This is a genomic window from Paenibacillus sp. HB172176 (genome assembly GCF_011947265.1).
In the GTDB taxonomy this organism is placed as follows: domain Bacteria; phylum Bacillota; class Bacilli; order Paenibacillales; family Paenibacillaceae; genus Pristimantibacillus.
Genome location: NZ_JAATHD010000009.1, coordinates 16946 through 39697, shown reverse-complemented (window position 1 = coordinate 39697; position 22752 = coordinate 16946). Strand labels below are relative to the sequence as shown.

The window sequence follows — 22752 nt, the reverse complement described above, 5'->3', positions numbered from 1 at the left end:
GTCGACTAGCAGCGCGGAAACGTAGCTCGAGCGGCTCTGTAAGTCGAAAAGGTCGACTTCCATGCAGTTCACACGTTTGAAGGGGCAGGAGCGTACAAATAAGCACTCGAGCTCATTCCGTCTGCAATTTGTTGACAACTTGTCCGCATCCCCGCGACATCGTTGCGATATAATAGAAACAAAATGGTTTTAAAAGGAAGCGCTATGAACAAAACAAAAATATTGATTATCGAAGACGAGATTGCCATCGCGGACATGCTGGAATACGGCTTGCAGCGCGAGGGCTACGAGACGGCGAAGGCGCATACGGGGTATGACGGCCTTCAGTTGATGGAAAGCTGGCGCCCCCATATGCTGCTGCTCGATTGGATGCTGCCGGATCAAAGCGGACTCGACATCTGCAAGCAGGCAACGGCCTCTTACAATATCCCCATTTTAATGATTACAGCGAAGTCCGATATAACGGATAAAATTCTGGGCCTCGAGTTCGGAGCCGACGACTATATAACAAAGCCGTTTGATCTGCGGGAAGTCATTGCCCGTATTCGAACCATACTCAGGCGCGTTGCGCAAGCGAATCGTAATGACGGTGAGGCTGTAGAGAAAGTTGAAGTTGCGGAGAATGCCGTGAAATGCGAGTCTGTTGTCCGATTCCAGGATATCGAGATTCTCACCGAGGAGAGAGAGGTCTGCAAGGGCGACCGAATAATCGAGTTAACGCCGAAAGAGTACGATGTTCTCCTGCTGCTGCTCGGCAACAAAGGCAGAATCTTCACCCGGGCGGAGCTGCTCGATCTGGTATGGGGATACGATTATCCCGGCGATACGAGAACGGTGGATACGCATATTCAACGGCTGCGCAAGAAGCTGGATGCCGCCGAATGGATCGCGACGGTGTTCGGCATCGGATACAAATGCGTGAAACGGCTGGACTCCTAAAATGCTGCATACGATAAAGGCTAAATTCATCATCGGTTTTTTCGTCATTTTTAGCGTGTTCTTCCTTATTCTGAACGGGTGGGTCACCCGCCATATCGAAACCGCCAATCAAGCGACCGTAACGAGCAATTTGAAGGATCTGAAAAACAACAGCAACGGCTATATCCGGCAATCCTTCCTGACGCATCACTTCGAGAACGATACGGTTTATTTCGAGCAAATGGCGGAAGAGCTCGGGAAGGAACTGCAATACGCTTCCTCAAGCTGGGTTGGCCTCTATTCGCTCGATGGAGAGCTGCTTTATGCTTCCGATTTGGCTGATTTTCCTGCGAATGCTGGAGATTTGACGCAAGCGCTGCAGGGAAGAACGGCGTATACGATCATGAAGGGGAACGGACGGACCACCGCTTCTTATTCGTATCCCATCATCATCGACGGAGCCAAAGTAGGCATCGTTCGATTTGCCAAAGACTTCAGCTCGCTTTACGAACAAAGCGGTTATTTGCAGCGAGCGATCTTTTCGATCACGCTGGCTGTCTTTGCCGCGGCGTTCTTATTTTCCTATCTGCTGTCGAGGCATGTTACCATCCCCGTCGTCAAGCTGACGCAGGCATCCACGGAAGTGATGAACGGCAAACTGGACGTTCCTATCGCCATCAAGCGCAAGGACGAGCTAGGCAAGCTGGCCGTTAACTTCAGCAATATGCTGCAGAAGCTTCGCAATCAGTTTGCGATTATCGAGAAGGATCGGGATCGGCTCGGCGAATTGTATGTTCATCGCAAACGTTTCTATGATAATGTGACGCATGAGCTGAAGACGCCGCTGACAACGATTATGGGGTATGCGGAAATTATTCGCGCGGACGGCGTGAAGGATCGGGTTATTTTCGATAAAGGAATGAACCATATCGTGGATGAAAGCAAGCGCCTGCACGACATGGTATTGAAGCTGCTTGAAATGTCCAAGGCCGCCGAAGGCAATGAAACGTATACCGCTCTCGATGTTGCGAAGCTGCTCTCGGATGTATGCGATACGATGGCAATCAGGGCGAATCGATACAAAAAGGCGATTCTCTGCGATGCGCAAAGCGGCTTGCAGGTGCATGGTCAGCCGGATCGACTGCGTCAGCTCTTCATTAACCTGCTGGATAACGCAATTAAATATTCGCGTTCGCGCTCCGACATTGTTGCGGTTGCCCGTCCGGATGGCGACCATGTCCGTATTATCATTTCGAATCAGGGGGAAGGAATTAGCCGGGAGCACTTGGAGAAAATTTTTGAACCTTACTATAGAGCGGGCAATCCCGATAAGGATTCCGAGAGCGCGGGGCTTGGCCTTAGCATAAGCAGAAGCATCGTAGACGAGCATGAAGGTCGAATTTGGCTGGAGAATGCAGACGGGGAAACGAATGTGTATATCGAGCTTCCGTTCATGCGGGATGGGAAGGTGGAATAATGAGAAGACGAGGCATTGTATTGGCGTTAGCGCTTGTCGCTTGCTTGATGGCTGCAGGCTGCGGCGGGGAGATGAAAGCGAAAACGATTATTATCGAGGAGGAGCCTGGCCCGGCTCCGAGCGCCCTTCCTTCCTTATTCGAGGTGGATACCATCTATCCTGCCATGCAGCAATACGCGGTATACTCCATTGGTTGGCTGGACGTAGATTCCGTGCTTGCCGTGAATGCAGGCTATAAGGATATTTCTCGCTTCTATCGAGTCGACTCGCCTTATGATACATTGACGGAGCTGTGGGAGACGGATGATCTGTTAATTCCGGAAAATGTCGTGATATCGCCGGACGGCCGCTACGCCGCTTACGTCAAAGTGGGAGGCGCGGGCGGACTATCGCTTAAGCTTGTTTCTCTGAACGGGGGCGAGGAGAAGGTGCTTGAGGTCGATCAGCTTGAAGCGAAGGGCGCTCAGCTGTCCTGGTCGAGCAATAGCCGCTATCTCTGCTTCATGATGCGGGAGGCCGATAACCGGGAGCTGATGATAGGCGTCTATGATACGGAAGACGGGAGCTTGAACAAGTACGCTCTGGATGGCGACGCTTCATCGTTTGTCACATCCCTTCATATTGCGGATGACGGTGAAAGCGCGGTTGTCGTCAAGCCGTCCGCGTCAGCGGATCGAACCGCGGCCGTCGCCGTACAGCCAATGAGAGAGTCAACGCTGGAATATGGCCTTCTTGCTGACGACAAATTCGTGAGCGAATACAAGCATTCGATTGACAGCGACGGTCAGGTGGAATGGATGCATGGGGATCAAATCGCGTTTACGGGCGCGGATGGCGCGCTTTATGCGTATAATAGAAGGAATAACGTTGTATCGATATTGCTGCGGGATATCGACGTGTTCAAATTGTCGAAGGACAGGAAGTACATTGCTTATATGCAGCAGAATTCGATATATGTCGCCAAGCTGTATGGAAATAATGTGCTTGACAAGTTAACGGTGTATCAAGGTATTATCGCAACAGGGCTGGACTGGAGCCCGGATAATGAGTTGCTGCTGCTAAGCGGAGTCAATCGGCTTGATCGGAAGTTGTCTGAATCGCAAAATTACATTATTAAATTCAAATAAGCGCGATCCCTGTTTGCTGCAGGGATCGTGTTTTTTTGAAATACAGGAAAGCATATTACGCTCTGTCGATTCAAAAAGGATAGTGAAGTATGGATTGAAGCATATTATAACTGGAAATTCAAAAGCGGGTTTCAACACGATTTAGGAGTGATTCGGCAGTGTCAAAAAAACAACTATTTGGAGTCATGATTTGTTTAGCGAGTTTTGTTTATACATCCGGTTTTTCAGATTATCCTCAAAAGCATAATCGCAAATATTATGAATTGCGCGGTGAAGCTGTGTGGGAAGTCCCTACAGATGAGAAATTAATTTCTCTGACCTTTGATGATGGGCCAAATAGCAGGATGACACCGTTAATATTGGACATTTTGAAGCAGTATGATGCTAAAGCTACTTTTTTCGTTGTTGGTAACCGGATAAGCAAAAACATGGATATTATTAAAAGAGAAGTTGCGGAAGGACACGAGGTGGCCAATCATACCTACAATCACATTTTGTTTACACAGAATCATTCCATTGAAAGCATTAATCGCGAAATGATAAAAACAAAAGAACTCATCGAAATGGTGGCTGGTCAAGATTCGCCCTGGTTTAGACCTCCTGGCGGGAATATTAACGATTCCGTAATAAAAGCGGCTAAAGATAACGGATATACTGTTGTTTTGTGGTCCTGGCATCAGGATACGAAGGATTGGCGTGCGCCTGGAGTGGACGCTATTGTTCAAAAGGTATTGAAAAATGCGCGGAATGGCGATATCGTTCTCATGCACGATAATGTGCAAGGCTCCGATCAAACATACAAAGCTCTTAAAAAAATCTTGCCCGAGCTGCAAAGAAGAGGATTCAGATTTGTAACCATTTCCGAGCTCGGGAATCATAGACGTTCGAGTAAATCGTTGCGCCAGCAACAACCGGAAATCGACAACAGCGTAAATAAAAGCGGTTGAAAGTCAATGAACTTGTTCGTCAAAAAAAGTGAAAACCGGTGAAGTTTTTTTGTTTTGCAACTTGTTGACATCTCGTTGGGGTCGTTGTGACACCTCTCTCTTATAGTTGACGAAGAGAACGAAACGCGCAGCATTCGTCGACTAAGGAGGAGCTATGACGACTTTAACGAAACGCAGAGCAATAGCGAGGGGAAGCCTGATCGTGCTGTTGCTGCTGATCTTCTGGATCGGCAGCGCCATCGGCTGGAGCTTCCATTCTTCCAGCAGGGAGAATGTTCAGGAGAAGCTGGCAGGGGGAAGCAGTTCCTCGAACGGTTTGACGGAGCCGCCGCCGGGGATGCGAGCTTACAAGGTTGTTATCGATGCGGGTCATGGAGGTCATGATCCGGGAGCTACCGGCGCGAGCGGAGACTATGAGAGGGACTATACCTTGTCACTTGCTCGGAAGGTGTTTGAACGATTGCAAGACGAGCCCATGCTTGAACCTATGCTGACGAGGTCCGACGATACGTTCATTGAGCTGGAGGATCGGGCTGCGATTGCGAATGAATGGGGAGCCGACGCGCTTATTTCCATCCATGGCAATACGTATGAGGATTCCTCCGTTGAAGGAACGGAAACGTTATATATGAACAAGAACAGTGTTCAGCTTGCCGAAAGCATGCAGCACGAAATGGTGAAGGCGATGGGCTTCCGGGATCGGGGGGTGAAGAAGCAGCAGCTCAAGGTGCTTTCGTTAACCGATATGCCGTCCGCGTTAATCGAAATCGGCTATTTGACGAACGGGGAGCAGGAGTCGCGTATGCGCAGCAGCGAAGGACAAGCGGCTGCGGCCGAGGCCATCGTGGATGGATTGAAGCAGTATTTTGACATTAAGGAGCAGCAAGCGGGCGAGAATTCGCGAGAAACGGGAAAAACGGAGAAAGAAGCTTCCCCAATTAAGATTTATTACAACGGGGCAGCCTCCGACGGCAAACAAACGGCTCTGACCTTCGACGATGGGCCTGATGATGTCGTGACGCCGGAAATTCTGGATGTCTTGAAGGAGAATCATATTAAAGCGACGTTCTTCATGCTGGGATCGCAAGCCGCCGCCCATCCCGAGATGGTGAAGCGAATTGTCGACGAAGGCCATGCGATCGGCAATCATTCATGGTCGCATCCCCGCTTCGAAGAGCTCTCGCTCGACGAAGCCCGAGAACAAATCAACGATACGCAAGTTGAGCTGGAGGAGATTGCCGGCGTCCGCCCGTCCCTCTTCCGGCCTCCTTATGGCGCTTTGGACGAGGAGAATGCGGAGCTCGTGCATGATATGGGGCTGTGGATCGTCAATTGGTCGGTCGACACAATGGACTGGTCGGGACTGTCAACGCCGGATATTATGGATCTGGTACGCGATGAAATATGGCCGGGCGGCATCATTCTGCAGCATTCCTCCAGCGGTGGGGGATCCAATACGGTAGAAGCGTTGAAGCAAATCATCACCGAGCTTGGCGAGGAGGGCTATGCGTTCGTCACCGTCCCGGAGCTGCTCCATTTGCCGGATTCGCAGAATGGAGATTTATAATAGAAAAAATAAAAAAACGGCATTCAATTGGATCAATTTGGAAGGCCGTTTTTTTTAATCATTTACTGCTCGCGAGCAACTTTGTTCAGGAAAATATATGCATCACTATTAAATTTCCAGGATATTCCGAATTTATCAATCAACAGCCCAAAGCACGATGACCAAGGCTTATTGCCTAATGGCATGATTACATGACCGCCAACTGACAAATTGGTGAAGTATTTCTGCAGCTTTTGTTTGTCTTCTATAACGAGCGTAATCAGCATGTTATTGCCTTGAACGACTTCCCCTGTTACCCTCTTCATCGAGGGAGGGACATCCGACATCATGATTTTTCCGCCTTCGAAGGCTAAGGATGACTCCATAATCATATTCAACTCATTTTCCGGTAAAGGATAGTTCGGGTCTTGAGGTATATCCTTGAACTTCACTGCTTTCACTTCACTTGCGCTCAAAGCCTCTGCATAAAAAGCAATAGCTTGCTCTGCAACCCCATCGAAATTTACATACACAACTGTCGCCATAAAATAAATACCTCCTTCTTGTGATAGCTACATAGTAAGCTATAATAGGTGACATCTTATATGTCGCTTATTCATCATGCGTCAAAAAAATTGTTATTGAGCGTAGGGGAAGCGGGAGGATTTTTATGAATAAAGTAGAGCGGCTTATTTCGATTGTGATGATTTTGTTGCAAAAAGAGGTGATGTCGGCGGGGGCTTTCGCTAGTCTGTTTGGCGTCAGCAAAAGAACCATTCTGCGTGACATGGAAACACTTGGACTCTCCAATATTCCGATCTATGCCATTCACGGCGTTCATGGAGGCTATGCCATTATGGATACGTACAAATTGGACAAACGTCTATTAAATCAAGTGGACCTGGAGAATGTGTTGACGGCGTTAGACGGGCTGGAGCAACTGATGGTGAGCAAAGAAGTTGAAGCTACGATTCAAAAGATCGTATCAATGGTCGGTACCGAATCTCGGAGCGGGAGGATTCAACTTTCATTTTACGATTGGGAAGGACGCACGGATCTCCTCCCTGTCTTGAACGGATGCCAGCAAGCCATTATACAAAACAGGCTGGTTCGTTTCGACTATCTGGATCGAATGGGAATTGCCACGAACAGAAGGGTGGAGGCGTATCGTCTTCATTTTAGTGAAAGAAGCTGGTATCTCAAAGGGTTCTGTTTGGAGCGTGAAGATTATCGTACTTTCAAACTCTCCAGAATAGACCGCTTCCGATTGGAAGACACTCCGTTTGTGCCCAGGAACGATAGCGAGGACCATGTGCTGCAAGTCAGCAATCATAGCCCATTTGTTGCAGTCAAGGCTTTGATCTCCCCCAGGGTGAAGGAACAATTTATTGAACGATACGGTCGGAAGAGCATCGATTTTTCTATTCCAGAACGCTTAATCGCTTCCATCGACATTCCTCAAAACGAGGATGGATTTCGCTTTTTAGCCGGGTTTGGCTCGGATGTAAGAATTATGGAACCCTCGTCGTATGTCGAACAATTCAAAGCGTTTTTAGCTGCCATGATGGACGCCTATTCGTAACCCTGCTTCCGCGGTCAGACGCTTATCTTCAGCCTGCTTGGCTTGATCTGGCTCATACCGTTCCAATCAATCATGATTCCGAACTATGTGCTGGTGAACGATATGGGACTGAATGAATCAATTCAGGGCATCGTGCTCCGTTCGCCGTATCCACGTTTGCGGTTCTACCGATGTATCAGAGCTTTCAAACGTTCCCGAAGGTGTTGATTGAAGCGGGCAGCACCGATGGCATAAGCGACTTCGGCATTCTGATGAGGCTGGTGCTTCCCAATATGAAGGCGACCGTCGCCTCGCTCGGCATCAAATACGGCGGCGATAATGCAAGGACCCAAACTTGAGGCTAGGGCCCTTGCACCGACTTGTTAATCGCTATCGCTCATCTCTGAAAGGCCGTAGGTAGAGGCTTTCTTATTGGAAATAGGCAACTCGCACATCATCCAGGCTCATGCTGCTGGCATTGCCCGCGATGCCCGACGAGAACAGGTCGAGCGTGCTCGCGCCGGCATTCCGGTAATCCCATCCGGAGGCTCTAAGCTCATCGTTCACGTAGATGTCGAATTTCTTCGTCGCGGTGTTGATGACCGCCTTCAACCGATAAGGAGTTCCATTCGCGGTTGAAGTCAGAATATCGGTTTTCGTACCGCCGTTATAGCCCCAGATTCTTCCGTTTTGCAAGACGAGATGAACGGCTTTGTTGTTCGATGACAAGCTGCTGTCGAGCACCATGAGCGCATTCTTCCAGTTGTTGTCGTCCGCGGTAACTGTCGTCTCGGCAATCAGGAGGCTGCCGGAAGGAACGGAGAAGGATTTGCTCGCCTCGGCGCTGCCGCTCGTGGTTTGCGTCGTCAACTTGACGGCTTTGCCGCCGGGGGAGGCTTCCACGTTGACGGAATTGGCGGAGACACCGCCCGTACTGGCTCTCCAGCCGCTTTGACCGTCCAAATTGCCGTTTGTCATGCCGTTAAAGCTTTCATCAATTAATGTTGTTGCAGCCATCGGCAGATAGGTTATGCTCACATCGTCAATGCTCATGCTGCTGGCATTGCCTGCGATGCCCGTCACGAACAAATCAAGGTCGCTTGCGCCTGAATCGCGATAATCCCACTGCGAGGCTCGGAGCGTGCCATCCACATAGACGTCGAATTTTTTCGTCGCGGTGTTGATGACTGCCTTCAAATGGTAGGGCGTGCCGTTTGTGGCTGATGTTAAAATATCCGTCTTCGTCCCTCCGTTATACCCCCAAATTTTCCCGTTCTGCATAACAAGATGGGCGGCTTTGTTGTTCGACGACAAGCTGCTGTCCGCTACGATCACTGCATTCTTCCAATTGTTGTCGTCCGCCGTCACCGTTGCTTCGGCTGTGATGATGCTGCCGGAAGGAGCGGAGAATAATCGGCTCGCTTCGGCTTTGCCGCTCGCGGATTGCGTCGTCAGCTTTACGGCATTCCCATTGGTCGAGGCGGAGGCGGCCACTTTGACCGAGTTGACCGATACGCCGCCCGTATCGCTGCTCCAACCCCCTTGCCCATTCAGAATGCCCTCGCTCATCTCGTCGAACTCTTCATCGACGGCTGTGCCGCCATCCGGGCTTCCCGGATGATTGAACCAGACCTTCAGGCTTTCGCCAAGCGTATTGGCTGCGTTGAAGGTCAGCACGGTTTGATTGCCGCTGTACGCCACCGAGACATTCGCGTCCTTGTAGGCAAGCGGCCCCGCGTTCCAATCGAGCGTGAGCTGAATCGTGCCCGTATTCTCCATCGTCGGATCGGATACCGACACTTCGAGTCCGTTCACGCTGTTGCGAAGCATGACGGAAGCTTTCTTGTTGCTGGTGACTCCAGCCACCGTTTCCACTGCATTTTGCCAGAAATTAATGCCGGTAACGCCAAGATTAACCTCTCGAACCGCCTGGGCAGCCGTGCTGTTCTCCAGAATGACGATATCCGGATTGGCGGCATAGTCCGCGACCTCCGAGGTTGACTTGTTCGGCAGCGTGACATAACTGTAGGAGCCGCCGGATGGCGAAGAGCCGTGATCCAGCCACATCGTCAAATAGTTGCGCGTGAAATCCTGATAGTATTCGGGATTCAGGCTGCTATTGTCGAAATAGTTGTTAATGCTGTACCAATTCGCCGTCCTTGCTTCCCGCAGCGCTTTCACGGTCGGCTGTCCCGGGAAGTAATAGCCGACATCCGAGCCTGCGACGGAGCCCGCGATATGTGCCCAGTTGACGGAGGACATCGTCTCGTTCCAGCCAAGCGCCGAGGATTTGGCCGAGCCGTTAACGGTCAACGCATTGCTGCCGCTGCTGTTCAGCTTGCGATTATCGACGATAGTCTCCACGACGCCGCTTCCCGAAGAAATGCCGGCGCCGAGATTGACGATCTCGTCGTCGAACATGAACCAGGATTTGTAGGCGTTCAGCGATGAATTCGCCGGTTGCAGCTGCATGCCGCTGACGCCGTACCGACCGCTCGCTTCGGTGCCGCCGACCCAGCTCGATCCGTTCTTCAGATGCGGATCGGGCTCGCTGCCTTGAATGACTGTCGTGCCGGGCAGCCGATGGCTGTCGACCGTGGGCCAATAGGCATCCGAATAGGCCGCGGGATCAGTCATATACAGGTAGGTCATGCCATCTCCCGTATGCCAGCCTTTCAAATTCTCTCCGTTGATTGATTCGTAGTTGGAGACCTTCTTCGATGTCATGCTTACGCCGAATGCGAAGTCGTCTGTCCGGTGCACGGCTTTGGCCATGCTCGGATATTGCTTGTCCAGCGACAAATCCCCTCTTGGCGAAACGCCGCTGTCGCCCATGATCGCCTTCGTCAGATTAATGATTTGAATTGAGTCCAGGGAGGCGTAAGGCGTCTGCGAGGTAGCTTCGTTCATCCATTGCTTGACCATCGACTTGTAGCGAGCGGCATCCGAGGGATCGGGCGCGGAAGCGGACAAGCGCACGACCGCGGACCCGAGAGCTCCCATAGAGCTGCCCGTCGAAGCGGGATTCAGGCTGTCATTGACGATGCGGGCGATGTTGCGGCCTTGGACCATCGCCATCATACCGTCGCTCACGAACAGCGGCTCGTACGCGTCGTATATCCATTGATACACGTTGCCAAGATCGGGATCGGTAATATCCCAGGACGAGCCGGCTACGATATACATCACCTGCGTCAAATTGTTCAGCATGGAGATGCCGTAGCCGCCGTTGTAGGCGATCAGCGCCGTGTGCTGGAGGAAGGAGCCGTCGCGGTAGATGCCTTCGCCGGAGGCCACATAGTCGAGCACCGGACTGAGACCGCTGACGCCGGCTGTAATTTTCGAGCTGTCCTTCGTCACAATGCCGCTCGTGATGACGATATAGCAGGTCCAGACCCGGTTGGCGCCTTTGTTGGACGAGGAGCTGAGACTGAGCGCCTGATAATCGATCACGGCATGCCAATCGCTGATCTGCTGCGCGGTCAAGTGGTCGTAGAGCAGGACGGAGATTCGGTTAATCGACAGCGGGGCGGAGATTTGCCAGTCATACCAGTTGTCGTAGCCTCTAACGGGAACGCTGGTGTTGTAGCGATTGTCATACATCCAATCCATGCCTTCGATGATGTCCGTCAGCAAGCTCGCATTATGGTACAAGGTACTGCCGACGGTGCTGTAGGCGACGGCCATGGCGAGCAGCCTGGAATAGCTGCCGGAGACATGGGTGGAATGCATGCTCGGGCCGAGCGCATCCCCCAGATCGCTCCAGAGATAGGTGCGGCTCGAAGAGGTGTCCATCGTACTCCATAACGATTGGGCAGACGCCGTGATCCCGTCAATTCGGGGCTCGATATCCGGATCGTCGGGATCGAAGCCGGTGCCGCCGGACAGATCGTCGAAGATCCTCCCTCGCAGCGAGTCGTACTCGTCGGAGGCATGTGCTGCAGTTGGCTTCACCGTCAACAGGGATAGGAAAGCGCTTGCAATAATGAGGATTGAGAGAGAGGCTTTCCATGCTTTCATAGCTTTAGTTGCTTTCATTGCTTTCTTTGCCTTCATGTCGTGAATTCACTCCTTCGCGTAGTAGAGTTGATATGTCCGCAGAATGCCCGGGACATTCGCCTTCAGCGTAGGCGATTCCCGAGAGAGCGGTCAATATACACGAATTCACCGAATTAACATGAGGGCGAAGGAAGCGGGGAGACAAACATATACCTTTTTTCAATAGAGTAGCATGTGAATGGTTAAGCTCCGTCAGATGGATTTTTCAAATGAGGATAGCGTTTAAATGAGAAGATGTCTTGCTTTTCACTCCTGATTCTAATATCGAGAGCGGAATTGGTTGGGCAAATATTAGAAGCGCGAGAGTCGGGGGGAGCTAAAAGTGAGAGGGTCGGAGGTAAGAGCTGGCAATGTGAGTGTTGGAGGTGCGAGAGTTGGATGGGAAGAGGTGGAATTACGAGAGTTGGAGTGGAGAGTTGGAATTGCGAGGGATGGGTGGAGCTAGAGTTGGAGTGGAGAGTTGGAGTAGCGAGGGATGGGGGGGGGGAGCTAGAGTTGGAGTTGCGAGTGTTGGGGGGGAGCGAGGGTCGGATGTGCGAGCTCCAAGCCAAGTGTGCAGCGTTATACAGGAAAAAGTCCAGTATATTTGCTTGCGAAAAGCCTTTTTGTCCAATAAACAGGAAAAACTTCAGTATATATCCCGCAGTATCATGAAAATCGGATGAATTCAAGGAACAAGGGGGAGAAATTCCACCTTATCCGTTGTTTTTATCAAATTTGAAAAAATAAGAGGGAGAAAATCCTGTTCATCTCTTCAACTGCTCGCCTGATAAGGCAATTTAATACGGAAGGAAGCGTTAGAACGCTGCACAGATGTGCAGGAATTCCAGAAAAAGGAACAGTTGAACCGAACAGCGGATAGATGCCATACAGAAGAGCCGGAACGCCGAACAGAGGCGCCGAGACGCCATACAGAGGAACAAGGCTCGGCGCGCTGACCGGAAAAGCTGGGGCTAATATTGTCGCCAGTCGGCTTCGTATCGGGTGCGGATGCCGATGTCTAAGGCTGGCGAATCTGAGGGTATTAACCAAGCCAAGCAAAGCTCAAGAGAGCAGCCCCTCCGCGAGCAAATCCGCAGCTCTTGCAGGCGATATCCCGGCGAGACGCGCTTGCGCCAATAGACCAGAGAGCGTTCCGTAGATGTTCTCGACCTCTTGCTTCGCATGCGCAGCGTTGCCGCCGGCCAACTCCTCGGCCGTTACGATAATGCCGCCGGCGTTAATGACATAATCCGGCGCGTACAGGATGCCGCGTTTATGCAGAAGCTCCCCATGAGCATCCTCCAGCAGTTGATTATTGGCCGCGCCGACAACGATGCGGCAATTAAGCCCCGGTATAGTCGCCGAGTTCAACACGCCGCCTAGGGCGCAGGGCGCGAGCACATCGCAAGCCGTCGTCAGGATTTCCTCGGGCAGACGAACGCTCGCGCCGAATTCCCGCGCCGCGGCGATTGCCCGCTGCGAATCGATATCCGACACGATCAGATGAGCGCCGGCTTGCTTCAGATAACGACACAGTCTATACCCCACCTTGCCCAGTCCTTGCACCGCAACCCTTTTGTACGACATATCTTCCGTCCCATATACAACCTTAAGCGCTGCCCTTGTGCTGAGGAAAACTCCGTAAGCCGTCATCGTCGCCGTTAAATCGTTCGAAGCGCCAAGCGACCCGGACGCATCCGTGACATAATTCGTCCGCTGCTTCATCCAGTCCATATCGCTGACCGAGGTGCCAAGATCCATTCCCGTAATGTACCGTCCCCCGAGTTGTTCGATGTAATCGGCAAGCGCGAGGAACAACCGCTCCCGCTGCGCCGACGAGTGAGGACTGCTTAGAATGACCGCCTTGCCTCCGCCATAAGGAATGCCGGAGACGGCTGTTTTGTAGGACATGCTCCTGGAGAGCCGCAGCGCGTCGTCGACCGCGTCCGCTTCATTCTCGTAATGACGAAACCGGCAGCCGCCAAGAGCGGGACCGAGTTTCGTGTTGTGAATCGCGATGATCGCTTTGAAATGGATCGAGCGATCCTGAAGGAAGATGAGTTGTTCATAGGTTTGTTTCCAAACATCCATCTGATAGGCCACCTCCGCCATTCCCTTGCATGAGGGATTATGATCAGCGTATTCAGCGGAGCAGCTCTTGGCGCCAATTAACTGGATAGTTCCATGTTAGATGGAAGATCATTTCAGTAATGAGAAGGAAAGCGGCTTGTGGTTATGGAAATGTTTATGGATAGGGTGAAGGAGAGACAATGCAGTAATCACACAGCGAAAGGAGAAGGAATACATGAAGAAGCACAAGGGCTTTCTTATCGGTTTGCTTGCAGGATGCTTGCTCATGATGGCGGCGCCTGCCATGGCATCCACCTTGAAGTCGTATATGCTCAGCGATACGACCTATCCCATTAAGGTGAATGGAGCCGCCTATGAGCAGGAGGAGCTTCCCATGATGAATTACAATGGACATACGTATGTGCCGTTGAAGGCGGTTGGCGACTTGCTGAATGCCGGGGTAGATTGGAATGAAGAGGAGCATTCGGTGGAGATTGGCAATGCGAAGGAACGAGCTTTCTGCAACGAAGCCTACTGCAACGTAACGATAAGCGGCTCGGGGGGACAGTATTTGGTGACGGGAGAAGGTCGTGTATTCGAAGGAGTTGTGAACTATGCGGTAAGTGACGGCTCCAATTACTTGCTGGAGGGGATCAAGCAACTGGACGAAGGCGCTCCGGAATGGTCCGACTTCACGATCGCAGTGGCTATCCCGGCTAATCAATTGCCGGCAAACGGCACCCTTACACTAGAATTGTTCGAAGAGAGCGCCAATGACGGCTCAAGAATTCATGAACTGATTGTGCCGATGGAGACATTCGGTCCCTAGCATTGCTTAGATTTATAGAAGAAAGACGCCGAGAGGCGTCTTTCTTTAAATTCTAAAATTCATAAAATTTTGAGGCGGAGTTGTCTTCCGCTGCGGTTTTGATTTGTGAATGGGGAGGCCGGAAACGCTAGGCGGACCTGTCTATAGTTGCGCACGTTCGTAGCGGACTGTAGATGTGCTATTTCAGCAGAATGAGCTGTTTTCATGATCTTGCGGACAGAGAGGACCTTATTTCCGAAAAAACAGTGTTTTTTTTGGCTTTTTGAGGAAATAGCGTCTCCTGTGTCCGCCAAAACGAACAAACTTCGTATTTTCCAAAAATAGCGTCCTCTGTGTCCGCTTGTATATTCGTGGGCATATGGGAAGCTCTATCACTGCTCCTGTTACTCCAGACAAAGCTTCAGAAGATCATCTACATGAGCGGTGGCCAGACATTCGACCGTATCCGCCGCTCCGTAATAGATTTTCACCTCTCCCGAATCCTCGAGAATCATGCCGCCGGGAAAAATAACATCGTTGCGAAAGCCGTTATCCGTTTCATAAGGCGCTTCCGGCGCGAGCAGAGGCTGCTTGGCCATGCCGATAATCTTGTGCGGATTATCCAAATCCAGTAACATTAATCCTGCGGTGTATCTCTTCTTCCAAGAGCTTTCCCAGCCGTTCTTGCCGCGGTTCTCGTCGCGGTCGACGGCATGGAAGGTCGCGAGCCAGCCCTTGCTGGTCTTCACGGGAGGAGCGGCCGGGCCGATCTTGTCATTGGCGTACGGCACATCTTCAACGCCTAGAAGCAGGCGGGAGTTGCCCCAGTAGGCAAGATCCGGCGAATCCGAGATCCAGGTGTCGAAGCGGTCCTTGCCTCCGCGACTGTAGACGGGGAACGGACGCTCCAGTCGCACGTACTTGCCTCCGATCTTCTCGGGGAAGAGCACCATATTCCGGTTGTCGGGCGTCGTGGTGTGCAGGATATCGAATTTCTCGAAATCCTCTGTTGTGGCAATGCCGCCCAGAACGCCGTGGCGCGTATCGACGGCAAAGCACATATAGCAGCGGCCGTCGATGATCGTCAGGCGGGGATCGTAGGTTCGGATGATTTCGTCATCGTTGATGCCGAAGCATGGCTTCGGCTGGACCTCCCAGTTGATGCCATCGTCGCTGAAGGCAAGTCCGAGATTGGTCGTGGAGGCGGGAAGCATGGTCTTGTTCGCTTCATCCGCGTAATCGTTGCGGAATACCATAACGTAACGCCCTTCATATTTGGCCACGCCCGCGTTGAATACAAGGGATGGCGCATAGGGAACATCGGATGGCTGCAAGATCGGATTGCCCGGATATCTTGTAATGACGGAGCTGGATTTGAGCGGCCCTATCGTTAGAGGCAAAGACATTGTCATTTCATCTTCTCCTTCAGGAATGTTGTCAAGCCGCAACGCGGCTTGCGAAGTCAGGTTCAGTGTATCAAACCGCCAATACGCGGGGATGTTAACTTATTGGTTTTTACTATCATTTTTTTGGATGGGGGGCGCGCGATGACATTCGTTCCTGTGAACAAGAAGCTGACGGATTATGCCTTCATATCTCCCGAATTTCCCTTTCATATTTCTGAGAATAATATTGTGCAGAGCTTTCCGCTTCACCGCCATGATTTTCTGGAATGCTCGCTTGTCATTGAAGGGCGCGGGCATGAAATCGTGAACGGAAGCAAGCATGAGCTGAGGCCGGGAACCTTCACGCTGCTGCTGCCTTATCAGGTTCACGAGATTATCGCGGACCGGGATGCTCCTATTACTTTGTATAACTGCATGTTCGATATGGTCTTCCTGTTCGACATGGCAAGAGCCGAGCCGGCTCTGGAGAGGATGCTGTACGCAAGCTCGGAGCTGTCTCCTTCTCTTCAACTGGATGGCGAAGACTACGCCAGCATCCGCGCATTGATGAAGGGGATGATGGTTGAGGCTGCGGCGAATCAGGCGTGGCGGGAGGTGCTGTTGAAGCTGAAGCTGGTCGAATTACTGATTCTGTTCGACCGTATGCGCTCTTCCTTAAGCGTCGTTCCTTCTCGCTATCAAGAATTGGCAGAAGCGGGAACGGGACAAGGAAGAGAGGCGGCGGGCGGATTGGGCAGCGAAGCCGGTGAAAGCGGCAAAGCGAGCAAGGAAAACAAGGAAGGCGTCGAGCGTACAGCGAGCGGGAGCGACAATATGGGGATGGGGAGCAGGGCGGACAAGAATGGCAAGACGGGTATGGCAGCCTCGACCTCCCAGGCAACTATTTGGCATGTGATACAATATGTGCATACCCATTATCGCGAAGAGCTGCGGCTTTCGTCGCTTGCCCGCAAGTTTGGCTTCAACGCCTCTCATCTGAGCGAGTTGATCTCCCGTCATGTTGGCAGCAGCTTCACGCATTTCCTGCACGAGGTAAGAATTCGTCAGGCATGCGGTCTGCTGCTCTCTACGGATCTGAAGGTTGTGGATGTAGGCGTAGAGGTGGGCTTCGGATCCTTCCCAAGCTTCCTGCGGGTATTCAAGGAGCTTAAGGGCGCGAGTCCGAGCGAATATCGCAAGCAGAACTTGAAGAATTAGACGTTTGCCGTTCAGGGCTGACGGACTTTCTCGTGGCTATGGGCCTTTTCATAATAATGAATAGTGATGGAGGTGGAATTGCCATGTCGGATTCTAAACATATCTCCGATGTCAACGAGTTGCCGAAGGGGCTGTCGAAGCCTGCTGTGCGCGCGGTAATGGGGGCGGGCTATACGAAGCTTGAGCACTTTACCAAGGTGAGCGAGGCGGAGCTGTTGGAGCTGCACGGCTTCGGACCCAAAGGAATACGAACGCTGCGTGCGGCTCTTGCCGAAAAAGGGCTCTCGTTAAGAGAATAAATAAAAAACAGAAACGATCACCAAAGAAAGCTGCACTCCGATCCATCATCGGACTGCAGCTTTCTTTGGTTTTGAGGGTTCTTAACCGCCGGTATATCCTTTCTTTCATGTTTCGCTATAATAAGGATGATCAGAAAAGGAATGAAAGGGGTTCATCTATGATGTGGAAGCGATTTCTTGTGAGGCGCAAAAGTGTCATTCTCACGTGGTTGCTGTCCTATTTCGCCATATTAATTGTGCCGATCCTGATTAGCATGCTTGTCTACAATCAGTCGCAGGAAATATTGAAAAGCGAAATTCACCGAGCCAATAATGTCCTGCTCAAGGAAGTACGGGAAGTGATCGACAATCATGTCCAGAATGCCGAACGATTGACCACCGAATTGATGTGGAATGTGCGCATTCGAGGCTATATGTATTCAAGTTTATACACGTTGCCGGACAGCTTGGATAACGATCTGTACGACTTGCATCAAACCGCCAAGGAAATGGCCATTTATCAATCCTTGTACACGGCCGTCAAAACCTACTACGTTTATTGGAAAGAGCAAGATCTCGTCTTCGAGCCAGGGGTGTACCGGGATAGCAAGCTTGCATTTGAAACGATTCATGAGAACGAAACCCTGTCCTACGAGATGTGGCTGAATCTGTTGCAGGACAATAAGTCAGGGCATTTCATCAAACTTGCAGGCAGAGGGAATTCATCGGACGCGCTAGCCTATATCCATTCTTTCCCCGGCGATAACCTGGAGGGCTCGCCAGGAGCGAGCGTGGTGCTGCTTGATACGTCTCAATTGATGGATACTTTGCGCAATGTACAGAATTTCAGCAGCGGCAAGGTGTTGGTGTTGAATAAGAACAACCAGATCGTTCTTTCAACGGAAAATAATGAAAATCCATTATTTCTTGCAAATATGGATTTGCCCGATAAATCCGGCTCTTATTTTGCAGAGTATGACGGGGTTCAATCTGAATATATGTATATTAAATCGGCCAATTCCGAGCTGACCTATGTCACGGTGGTTCCCAGCTCGCTGCTGTGGCAGAAGACGCATCATTTAAAGAAAATAACCTATGTTGGCATGCTTTTAAGCTTAATTGGCGGAATTGGGCTCTCGATCGTGTTTTTGTTGAGAAATTATAGTCCGATTCAGCGCTTGCTTAATTTGCTGAAATCGGAAGAGAAGACCTTCGTTCATTCCGAGGGCAATGAATTTCTCCATATTCAAAATGCGATAACGACCACTCTAAATGAAAAAGGGCAGATTCAATTGCGGATGAGGCAGCAGGCGAATATGCTTAGGTCGAATATGCTCGCCCGCATGTTTAAGGGGAGACTGGGGAACCAAATCGCAATCGACGAATCGCTTTCGGCGTTCGATGTCCGCTTTAAGTCGGATCGGTTTGCGGTTATCCTGTTTTACATGGATTATGAGAAATTTGACGATCATCTCGAAGGAATCCCTGTAGCGGACAAGCCTTGGCTGATGCAATTTATCGTAACCAATATCGTTGAAGAAATGGCGGGCGAGCGCCATATCGGATATGTTTGCGAAATGGACAACAATATGGTTTGTCTTCTTAATTTCGACGCTGTAAGCGAAGTGGGGCTGCTAGACGATGCGATATCGTTGGCCGAGCGAGCCCGAACATTTTTGAGTGAAAAATTCAATATTCATACGTTGGTGTCTGTAAGCGAAATCAAACATTCTGCCGAGGAGATTTCCCATGCCTATCGTGAAGCGGTCGATGCGTTGGAGTACCTGGTTGTCATTGGAGATCGCGGGATCGTTACATATGAGGAGACTAAAAGCCAAGAGGCCGATCAGTTGCAATCGAGCTACTATTACCCTATTCAAGTCGAGCAGCAGCTCATTAATTATGTCAAAGCCGGGGATGCTCGGAAGGCTGAAGAGATGATTCGACATATTATTGAGAAGAACACCGGACAATCTCATCTTTCGGTTGAACTGATCAAATGTTTGATGGTTGATTTGATTAGCACGCTTATGAAGACGATGGGGGAAATCGGCGACATACAGGAAAGCGCATCTGTCATGAACGCTCTGCCGTTTTCGGAAATAATGAATGGTGAATCCATCAAGGAGATGGAGGCAAGAATATACGCAGTCGTGCAAGAGGTTAGTGATTATGCGATGGACAAGCAGCGGCAGCAGCAACAGTCTTCGCGAAATCAAGCGCTCGAGGAGCGCAGCGCGGAGATCATATTGTATATTTCGGAAAATTTTAAAGATCAAAACTTGAATATTTCGATGATTGGCGAACACTTCAGCATGACGCCCACCTATCTGTCGAGACTGTTCAAGGATCAGACAGGGAATGGATTACTGGATACGATCAATCACTATCGATTGCAGCTTGCCAAGGAGCTTCTTCAGGAGCGTCGGGACAGCATCACATCGATTGCGTCGCAGGTTGGCTTCCATGATGTGAATACATTCATCCGCGTCTTCAAGAAATATGAAGGTGTAACGCCAGGTCAATATCAGAAAGCATTATAGATGGAAAAGAGGTTTATTCTGGATTTTGCAGCTCCGGAGGCCTCTTTTTGCGTTTTATAGCCGATTATTTTCGTTTTTGCCGATGCAAGTTATGAATTTTGAGATGAAAGGCGTGATTTTAGAGATTCTATTTAAGGTGTTGACGATTCTCAGGAGCCCGACGAAATAGGATAATCGTAAGCGAGACGTCTCAACTTCAAACAAGAAAGAAAAATCGGGAGGTTATTAGGAACATGAGCTTATTGTCAAGATCACGATTCTTCGTTGCAGCGTTGTGCGCAGTTATGCTTATCATTTTGGTTGCAGGCTGCTCCGGCGATAACGGGAATGAACCAGAGGCATCGAATTCTGCAAACCATACCTCGCAGGATGAAGGCGGCGAAGTTGCGTATCCTTTGAATGTCGATGCAACGCTGACCTACTGGGCTGAATACGGCTCAACGATGTCTTCGATGAATGAGGTTCCCTTCTTCCAGGAATGGCAGAAGCGCACGGGCGTTCCATTGAAATTTATAAGTCCACCGGCAGGTCAGTCCAAGGATGCGCTTAACATCTTGCTGGCATCGGGCGATCTGCCCGATATGATCGAATACAATTGGTTCGATTTCCCAGGAGGACCGGAGAAAGCGATAGCAGATGGATATATTCTGAGGTTGAATGACATCATTGATAAGTATGCTCCGCATTACAAGAAATATCTGGAAGAGCATCCCGAAATCGATAAAATGCTGAAGACTGACAACGGCAGCTACTATACGTTTCCATTCCTTCGCGGCGATCCTCTGCTGCAGGTTTATCAAGGCCCTATCGTTCGCGCGGACTGGTTGAAGGAACTGAACCTTCCGGTGCCGGAAACGATCGACGATTGGCATACCATGCTTACCGCTTTCAAAGAAAAGAAAGGGGCAACAAGCCCGCTTTCCTATATCTTTAATTCCGAGTTTCTTACCAATGGCGCTTTCGTCGGCGCATTCGGCACTACCCGCGGCTGGTTCCAGGAAGACGGCGTCGTGAAATTCGGTCCTCTTCAGCCCGGGTACAAGGATTTTCTGAATACGTTCCACAACTGGTATGAGGAAGGCCTTCTTGATAAAAACATCGCCAATATAGACGGTAAAGCGTTGGATGCCAATATAACAACCGGCGCTACGGGAGCAACCGTCCATAATTCGGGAAGCGGGATCGGCAAATGGACGCCGCTCCTTGAAGAGAAGGATGGGAACGCGGAGCTGATCGCCGCTCCTTACCCCGTTCTGAATAAAGGGGATATACCGATGTTCGGACAGAAGGATCCGCAATACTCGACGAACGGAAACGTGGCCATCACCTCGAAATCCGAGAATGCCGTGCTTGCGGCCCGGTTGCTGGATTGGGGCTACAGCGATGAAGGCCATATGTACTTTAACTTCGGCCAAGAGGGAGTAAGCTACGAAATGAAAGACGGTTCGCCGGTATATACCGACCTTCTCCTGAACAATCCGGACAAGCTTTCACCATCGCAAGCGATGTCTCTGTACATTCGCGCCAATTATGCGGGACCTTTCGTACAGGACAAACGGTATATCAAGCAATATCTGGTGCTCCCGCAGCAACAGAACGCACTTGATGTTTGGACGAAAACGGATGTGGATCAATATAAAATCCCTCCATTGACGCCGACGCCGGAAGAGGCTTCCGAGCTGGCGCAAATTATGAATGACGTCAACACCTTGGTGGATGAGATGACGCTCAAAATCATTTTGGGCAATGAACCAATCGATGCTTATGATGATTATGTCGAGAAAATGAAAACTCTTAAAGTGGATCGCGCGATTGAAATTCAGCAAGCAGCGCTTGATCGCTATAATAGTCGCTAAATGAATGGGATGGGGGGGACATTGTCCACCCCATCTTCATAAGGAAAGGTGAGTTATGAATAGAATGGCATTCGGCACGAGGTTCGTCAGAGATTTCCTCGCAAATAAATATCTCTATGTGATGATGCTTCCCGTTATTGCTTATTATGCCGTGTTTCATTATGCTCCCATGTACGGTGTGCTCATAGCCTTCAAAGACTATTCGCCAATGAAAGGGATTATGGGCAGCCCTTGGGCAGGTTTAGCGCATTTTAAAGATTTTTTCGAAAGCTATTATTTTTTAAGAGTGTTGAAGAATACGGTGCTTATTAGTGTATATTCCTTGGTTTTCGAATTCCCGGCGCCGATTATTCTGGCTTTAATGATCAATGAGATTCGCAGCAACAGGTACAAAAAGCTCGTTCAAACGGTTACGTATATGCCTTATTTCATCTCCATGATTGTCATTGCGGGCCTGATCAGGGACTTTACGGACAGCGGCGGCGTTGTGAATACGATCTACACCTATCTTGGCGGAGACGGAACCTCCATGCTGCAGCATCCCGGACTATTCCGACCGATCTATATCTTATCGGAAATATGGCAGAAGGTAGGCTGGGAATCCATTATCTATCTCGCTGCTTTAATGGGAATCGATCAGGAGCAGTATGAAGCCGCGAGGATAGACGGAGCAAGCCGGTTGAAACAAATGTGGTATGTCACCCTTCCGGGAATCATGCCCACGATTGTGATTTTGTTCGTATTGCGTATGGGGAATTTATTGAATATCGGATTTGAGAAAATTATTTTGCTCTACAACCCGGTCATTTACGACACGGCAGACGTAATTTCATCCTTCGTCTATCGGAAGGGCCTGCTGGAATTCAGTTGGAGCTACAGCACGGCTGTCGGGGTGTTCAATTCGATTATCAATTTGATCCTGCTCGTATTGGCCAATTGGATCAGCAGGAGAGTCAGCGAAAACAGTCTATGGTAAC

General features: G+C 50.4%; 17 protein-coding genes. 13 read left to right on the top strand and 4 right to left on the bottom strand.

Going from position 1 to position 22752, the window contains the following annotated elements; translation table 11 throughout:
* Positions 1-204: 204 nt before the first annotated feature.
* The 5 genes from HFP08_RS13830 (at position 205) to HFP08_RS13810 (ending at position 6036) form a co-directional block, all read left to right on the top strand.
* Positions 205-939: a response regulator transcription factor gene (locus HFP08_RS13830; protein ID WP_168121185.1), complete on the top strand. Its 735-nt coding sequence runs from the start codon at positions 205-207 to the stop codon at positions 937-939.
* Between the two features lies 1 nt (position 940).
* Positions 941-2395 carry a sensor histidine kinase gene (locus HFP08_RS13825; protein ID WP_168121184.1) on the top strand — a complete coding sequence of 485 codons (1455 nt, stop codon included), beginning with the start codon at positions 941-943 and terminating at the stop codon, positions 2393-2395.
* Positions 2395-3522: a WD40 repeat domain-containing protein gene (locus HFP08_RS13820; protein ID WP_168121183.1), complete on the top strand. Its 1128-nt coding sequence runs from the start codon at positions 2395-2397 to the stop codon at positions 3520-3522. Before HFP08_RS13825 ends, HFP08_RS13820 begins: the two co-directional genes overlap by 1 nt.
* Before the next feature lie 158 nt (positions 3523-3680).
* Complete coding sequence (locus HFP08_RS13815; protein ID WP_240941381.1) at positions 3681-4469, top strand: polysaccharide deacetylase family protein; 789 nt, start codon at positions 3681-3683, stop codon at positions 4467-4469.
* A 154-nt stretch (positions 4470-4623) separates the two neighbouring features.
* Positions 4624-6036, top strand: coding sequence for an N-acetylmuramoyl-L-alanine amidase (locus HFP08_RS13810; protein WP_168121182.1), 1413 nt, complete (start codon positions 4624-4626; stop codon positions 6034-6036).
* Between the two features lie 62 nt (positions 6037-6098).
* On the opposite strand, the gene HFP08_RS13805 is transcribed toward HFP08_RS13810, so the two are convergent.
* Positions 6099-6560 carry a VOC family protein gene (locus HFP08_RS13805; RefSeq protein WP_168121181.1) on the bottom strand — a complete coding sequence of 154 codons (462 nt, stop codon included), beginning with the start codon at positions 6558-6560 and terminating at the stop codon, positions 6099-6101.
* Between the two features lie 125 nt (positions 6561-6685).
* Here HFP08_RS13805 and HFP08_RS13800 point away from each other — a divergent pair, with 125 nt between their 5' ends.
* Both HFP08_RS13800 and HFP08_RS13795 read left to right on the top strand, forming a co-directional pair.
* Complete coding sequence (locus HFP08_RS13800; protein WP_168121180.1) at positions 6686-7597, top strand: helix-turn-helix transcriptional regulator; 912 nt, start codon at positions 6686-6688, stop codon at positions 7595-7597.
* A gap of 170 nt (positions 7598-7767) precedes the next feature.
* On the top strand, positions 7768-7935 hold the full coding sequence (locus tag HFP08_RS13795; protein WP_168121179.1) for a hypothetical protein: 168 nt from the start codon (positions 7768-7770) through the stop codon (positions 7933-7935).
* A gap of 70 nt (positions 7936-8005) precedes the next feature.
* Here the strand turns inward: HFP08_RS13795 and HFP08_RS13790 are convergent, their stop codons facing one another.
* Together HFP08_RS13790 and HFP08_RS13785 are read right to left on the bottom strand one after the other, a co-directional pair.
* Positions 8006-11632 carry a polysaccharide lyase 8 family protein gene (locus tag HFP08_RS13790; RefSeq protein ID WP_168121178.1) on the bottom strand — a complete coding sequence of 1209 codons (3627 nt, stop codon included), beginning with the start codon at positions 11630-11632 and terminating at the stop codon, positions 8006-8008.
* Between the two features lie 1047 nt (positions 11633-12679).
* On the bottom strand, positions 12680-13708 hold the full coding sequence (locus HFP08_RS13785; RefSeq protein ID WP_168121177.1) for a Leu/Phe/Val dehydrogenase: 1029 nt from the start codon (positions 13706-13708) through the stop codon (positions 12680-12682).
* 214 nt (positions 13709-13922) lie between these two features.
* Between HFP08_RS13785 and HFP08_RS13780 the strand changes: the two genes are divergently transcribed.
* The gene (locus tag HFP08_RS13780; RefSeq protein WP_168121176.1) at positions 13923-14516 is read left to right on the top strand and encodes a Gmad2 immunoglobulin-like domain-containing protein; all 594 of its coding nucleotides are present in this window, start codon (positions 13923-13925) and stop codon (positions 14514-14516) included.
* Positions 14517-14899: 383 nt separating this feature from the next.
* Here the strand turns inward: HFP08_RS13780 and HFP08_RS13775 are convergent, their stop codons facing one another.
* Positions 14900-15901, bottom strand: a complete 1002-nt coding sequence (locus tag HFP08_RS13775; RefSeq protein ID WP_168121295.1) for a glycoside hydrolase family 130 protein — start codon at positions 15899-15901, stop codon at positions 14900-14902.
* 141 nt (positions 15902-16042) lie between these two features.
* On the opposite strand from HFP08_RS13775, the gene HFP08_RS13770 reads away from it, so the two are divergent.
* The 5 genes from HFP08_RS13770 to HFP08_RS13750 all read left to right on the top strand — a co-directional run bounded on the left by HFP08_RS13770 (position 16043) and on the right by HFP08_RS13750 (position 22751).
* The gene (locus HFP08_RS13770; protein ID WP_168121175.1) at positions 16043-17098 is read left to right on the top strand and encodes an AraC family transcriptional regulator; all 1056 of its coding nucleotides are present in this window, start codon (positions 16043-16045) and stop codon (positions 17096-17098) included.
* An 83-nt stretch (positions 17099-17181) separates the two neighbouring features.
* Positions 17182-17397: a helix-hairpin-helix domain-containing protein gene (locus HFP08_RS13765; protein WP_168121174.1), complete on the top strand. Its 216-nt coding sequence runs from the start codon at positions 17182-17184 to the stop codon at positions 17395-17397.
* Between the two features lie 158 nt (positions 17398-17555).
* Positions 17556-19919, top strand: coding sequence for a helix-turn-helix domain-containing protein (locus HFP08_RS13760; RefSeq protein ID WP_168121173.1), 2364 nt, complete (start codon positions 17556-17558; stop codon positions 19917-19919).
* Between the two features lie 233 nt (positions 19920-20152).
* Positions 20153-21775: an extracellular solute-binding protein gene (locus HFP08_RS13755; protein WP_240941377.1), complete on the top strand. Its 1623-nt coding sequence runs from the start codon at positions 20153-20155 to the stop codon at positions 21773-21775.
* Between the two features lie 55 nt (positions 21776-21830).
* Positions 21831-22751: an ABC transporter permease gene (locus HFP08_RS13750; RefSeq protein ID WP_168121172.1), complete on the top strand. Its 921-nt coding sequence runs from the start codon at positions 21831-21833 to the stop codon at positions 22749-22751.
* Position 22752 lies beyond the last annotated feature (1 nt).

What these genes read in the sequence shown, in the direction of transcription:
- HFP08_RS13780 (WP_168121176.1), top strand. Translation starts at nt 13,923, where the DNA reads ATGAAGAAGCACAAGGGCTTTCTTATCGGTTTGCTTGCAGGATGCTTG.
- HFP08_RS13775 (WP_168121295.1), bottom strand. Translation starts at nt 15,901, where the DNA reads ATGTCTTTGCCTCTAACGATAGGGCCGCTCAAATCCAGCTCCGTCATT.
- HFP08_RS13760 (WP_168121173.1), top strand. Translation starts at nt 17,556, where the DNA reads ATGATGTGGAAGCGATTTCTTGTGAGGCGCAAAAGTGTCATTCTCACG.
- HFP08_RS13795 (WP_168121179.1), top strand. Translation starts at nt 7,768, where the DNA reads ATGTATCAGAGCTTTCAAACGTTCCCGAAGGTGTTGATTGAAGCGGGC.
- HFP08_RS13755 (WP_240941377.1), top strand. Translation starts at nt 20,153, where the DNA reads ATGAGCTTATTGTCAAGATCACGATTCTTCGTTGCAGCGTTGTGCGCA.
- HFP08_RS13750 (WP_168121172.1), top strand. Translation starts at nt 21,831, where the DNA reads ATGAATAGAATGGCATTCGGCACGAGGTTCGTCAGAGATTTCCTCGCA.
- HFP08_RS13785 (WP_168121177.1), bottom strand. Translation starts at nt 13,708, where the DNA reads ATGGATGTTTGGAAACAAACCTATGAACAACTCATCTTCCTTCAGGAT.
- HFP08_RS13765 (WP_168121174.1), top strand. Translation starts at nt 17,182, where the DNA reads ATGTCGGATTCTAAACATATCTCCGATGTCAACGAGTTGCCGAAGGGG.
- HFP08_RS13790 (WP_168121178.1), bottom strand. Translation starts at nt 11,632, where the DNA reads ATGAAGGCAAAGAAAGCAATGAAAGCAACTAAAGCTATGAAAGCATGG.
- HFP08_RS13830 (WP_168121185.1), top strand. Translation starts at nt 205, where the DNA reads ATGAACAAAACAAAAATATTGATTATCGAAGACGAGATTGCCATCGCG.
- HFP08_RS13820 (WP_168121183.1), top strand. Translation starts at nt 2,395, where the DNA reads ATGAGAAGACGAGGCATTGTATTGGCGTTAGCGCTTGTCGCTTGCTTG.
- HFP08_RS13805 (WP_168121181.1), bottom strand. Translation starts at nt 6,560, where the DNA reads ATGGCGACAGTTGTGTATGTAAATTTCGATGGGGTTGCAGAGCAAGCT.
- HFP08_RS13800 (WP_168121180.1), top strand. Translation starts at nt 6,686, where the DNA reads ATGAATAAAGTAGAGCGGCTTATTTCGATTGTGATGATTTTGTTGCAA.
- HFP08_RS13825 (WP_168121184.1), top strand. Translation starts at nt 941, where the DNA reads ATGCTGCATACGATAAAGGCTAAATTCATCATCGGTTTTTTCGTCATT.
- HFP08_RS13810 (WP_168121182.1), top strand. Translation starts at nt 4,624, where the DNA reads ATGACGACTTTAACGAAACGCAGAGCAATAGCGAGGGGAAGCCTGATC.
- HFP08_RS13770 (WP_168121175.1), top strand. Translation starts at nt 16,043, where the DNA reads ATGACATTCGTTCCTGTGAACAAGAAGCTGACGGATTATGCCTTCATA.